We start from the raw sequence: 3,169 nt of genomic DNA, 5'->3' as shown, positions 1-3,169 counted from the left end.
GCCCAGCGACGTCCTACTTTCACAGGGGGAGAGCCCCCGACTATCATCGGCGCTGGAGAGCTTAACTTCCGTGTTCGGCATGGGAACGGGTGTGACCTCTCCGCCGTCGTCACTGGACTGATCTTTGATAAGGGCTTCGCCCTCTCAAAACCGGATAACGCGAATGAATGAACCGTGTGTCTTACAAGCGGTCTGTTGGTTGGTTAAGCCCTCGATCGATTAGTATCTCTCAGCTTCACGTGTCGCCACGCTTCCACACGAGACCTATCTACCTCATCGTCTTTGAGGGATCTTACTCACACGAATGTGATGGGAAATCTCATCTTGAGGGGGGCTTCATGCTTAGATGCTTTCAGCACTTATCCCGTCCACACGTAGCTACCCAGCGATGCTCCTGGCGGAACAACTGGTACACCAGCGGTGTGTCCATCCCGGTCCTCTCGTACTAAGGACAGCTCCTCTCAAATTTCCTGCGCCCGCGACGGATAGGGACCGAACTGTCTCACGACGTTCTGAACCCAGCTCGCGTGCCGCTTTAATGGGCGAACAGCCCAACCCTTGGGACCTACTTCAGCCCCAGGATGCGACGAGCCGACATCGAGGTGCCAAACCTCCCCGTCGATGTGGACTCTTGGGAGAGATTAGCCTGTTATCCCCAGGGTAGCTTTTATCCGTTGAGCGACGGCCCTTCCATACGGGGCCGCCGGATCACTAAGCCCGACTTTCGTCCCTGCTCGACTTGTCAGTCTCGCAGTCAAGCTCCCTTATACCTTTGCACTCTGCGAATGATTTCCAACCATTCTGAGGGAACCTTTGGGCGCCTCCGTTACACTTTAGGAGGCGACCGCCCCAGTCAAACTGCCCGCCTGACACTGTCCCTGAACCGGATCACGGTTCGAGGTTAGAATGTTTGTACAGCCAGGGTAGTATCCCACCAATGCCTCCGCCGAAGCTGGCGCTCCGGTTTCCAAGGCTCCTACCTATCCTGTACAAGCTGTACCAACATCCAATATCAAGCTGCAGTAAAGCTCCATGGGGTCTTTCCGTCCTGTCGCGGGTAACCTGCATCTTCACAGGTAATATAATTTCACCGGGTCTCTCGTTGAGACAGTGCCCAAATCGTTGCACCTTTCGTGCGGGTCGGAACTTACCCGACAAGGAATTTCGCTACCTTAGGACCGTTATAGTTACGGCCGCCGTTTACTGGGGCTTCGATTCGGAGCTTCTCCCGTAAGGGATAACCCCTCCTCTTAACCTTCCAGCACCGGGCAGGTGTCAGCCCCTATACTTCGCCTTGCGGCTTCGCAGAGACCTGTGTTTTTGGTAAACAGTCGTTTGGGCCTTGTCACTGCGGCTCCCCCGGGCTATTCACCCCGGGGAGCACTCCTTCTCCCGAAGTTACGGAGTCATTTTGCCGAGTTCCTTAACGAGAGTTCTCCCGCGCGTCTTAGAATTCTCATCCCGCCTACCTGTGTCGGTTTGCGGTACGGGCGCCTGTTTCCTCGCTAGAGGCTTTTCTAGGCAGTGTAGGATCGGGAACTTCGCTACTGAATTTCACTCGCGATCACAGCTCAACCTTCGCGGGAAACGGATTTGCCTGTTTCCCAGTCTCACTGCTTCGACGCACGCTTCCAGCGGTGCGCTTACCCTACCTTCCTGCGTCCCCCCTTCACTCGGACGGAAACAAGGCGGTACTGGAATATCAACCAGTTTTCCATCGCCTACGCCTTTCGGCCTCGGCTTAGGTCCCGACTGACCCTGAGCGGACGAGCCTTCCTCAGGAAACCTTAGGCTTTCGACGGAGGGGATTCTCACCCCTCTTTTCGCTACTCATACCGGCATTCTCACTTCCAAGCGCTCCACATGTCCTTGCGGTCATGCTTCAAAGCCCTTGGAACGCTCCCCTACCACAGACACCTGAGGTGTCTATCCATAGCTTCGGTGATACGTTTAGCCCCGGTACATTGTCGGCGCAGAGTCACTCGACCAGTGAGCTATTACGCACTCTTTCAATGATGGCTGCTTCTAAGCCAACATCCTGGTTGTCTAAGCAACTCCACATCCTTTTCCACTTAACGTATACTTGGGGACCTTAGCTGATGGTCTGGGCTGTTTCCCTTTCGACTACGGATCTTAGCACTCGCAGTCTGACTCCCGGGGATAAGTGATTGGCATTCGGAGTTTGACTGAATTCGGTAATCCTGTAGGGACCCCTAGTCCAATCAGTGCTCTACCTCCAACACTCTTCCCCCGAGGCTAGCCCTAAAGCTATTTCGGGGAGAACCAGCTATCTCCGAGTTCGATTGGCATTTCACCCCTACCCACACCTCATCCCCGTAATTTTCAACTTACGTGGGTTCGGGCCTCCATCCAGTGTTACCTGGACTTCACCCTGGACATGGGTAGATCACTCGGTTTCGGGTCTACAACGACGTACTCATGCGCCCTGTTCAGACTCGCTTTCGCTGCGGCTCCGCCTTTTCGGCTTAACCTTGCACGTCATCGTAACTCGCCGGTTCATTCTACAAAAGGCACGCTGTCACCCATAAACGGGCTCCAACTACTTGTAGGCACACGGTTTCAAGATCTTTTTCACTCCCCTCCCGGGGTGCTTTTCACCTTTCCCTCACGGTACTGGTTCACTATCGGTCACTGGGTCGTATTTAGCCTTGGGAGATGGTCCTCCCGGATTCCGACGGGGTTTCTCGTGTCCCGCCGTACTCAGGATCCACTCCGGAGGAGCGGGCGTTTCGGCTACAGGGCTGTTACCTTGTCCCGCGGGCCTTTCCAGGCCGCTTCACCTACGCGCGCTCTTTGTAACTCCGTATGGAGTGTCCTTCAACCCCGAAAGGCAAGCCTTTCGGTTTGGGCTGGATTCCGTTTCGCTCGCCGCTACTCAGGAAATCGCTGTTGCTTTCTGTTCCTCCGGGTACTGAGATGTTTCAGTTCCCCGGGTCTGCCTTCCGGCACCCTATATATTCAGGTGCGGATCTTATCCTGTGACGGATAAGGGGTTTCCCCATTCGGAAATCTCCGGATCAACGCCTACTTACAGCTCCCCGAAGCATATCGGTGTTCGTCCCGTCCTTCATCGGCTCCCAGTGCCAAGGTATTCACCGTGCGCCCTTGCCAGCTTAACCAGCGGCCCGGCGTTTCGCCCGTCCCCCGA

The 3,169-nt window shown here is 55.3% G+C and carries 1 rRNA gene and 1 other annotated feature (1 of these 2 running past the window's edge); the gene reads right to left on the bottom strand.

Going from position 1 to position 3,169, the window contains the following annotated elements:
* A 5S ribosomal RNA gene (gene rrf / locus EDD67_RS13740) occupies positions 1-117 on the bottom strand.
* An 82-nt stretch (positions 118-199) separates the two neighbouring features.
* Positions 200-3,169, bottom strand: a sequence feature (most likely nonfunctional fraction of RNA operon) (it continues 1,577 nt past the right edge of the window).

The organism is Salisediminibacterium halotolerans (assembly GCF_003814815.1).
Classification (GTDB): domain Bacteria; phylum Bacillota; class Bacilli; order Bacillales; family Salisediminibacteriaceae; genus Salisediminibacterium; species Salisediminibacterium halotolerans.
This window is presented reverse-complemented; position numbering and strand designations above follow the sequence as displayed.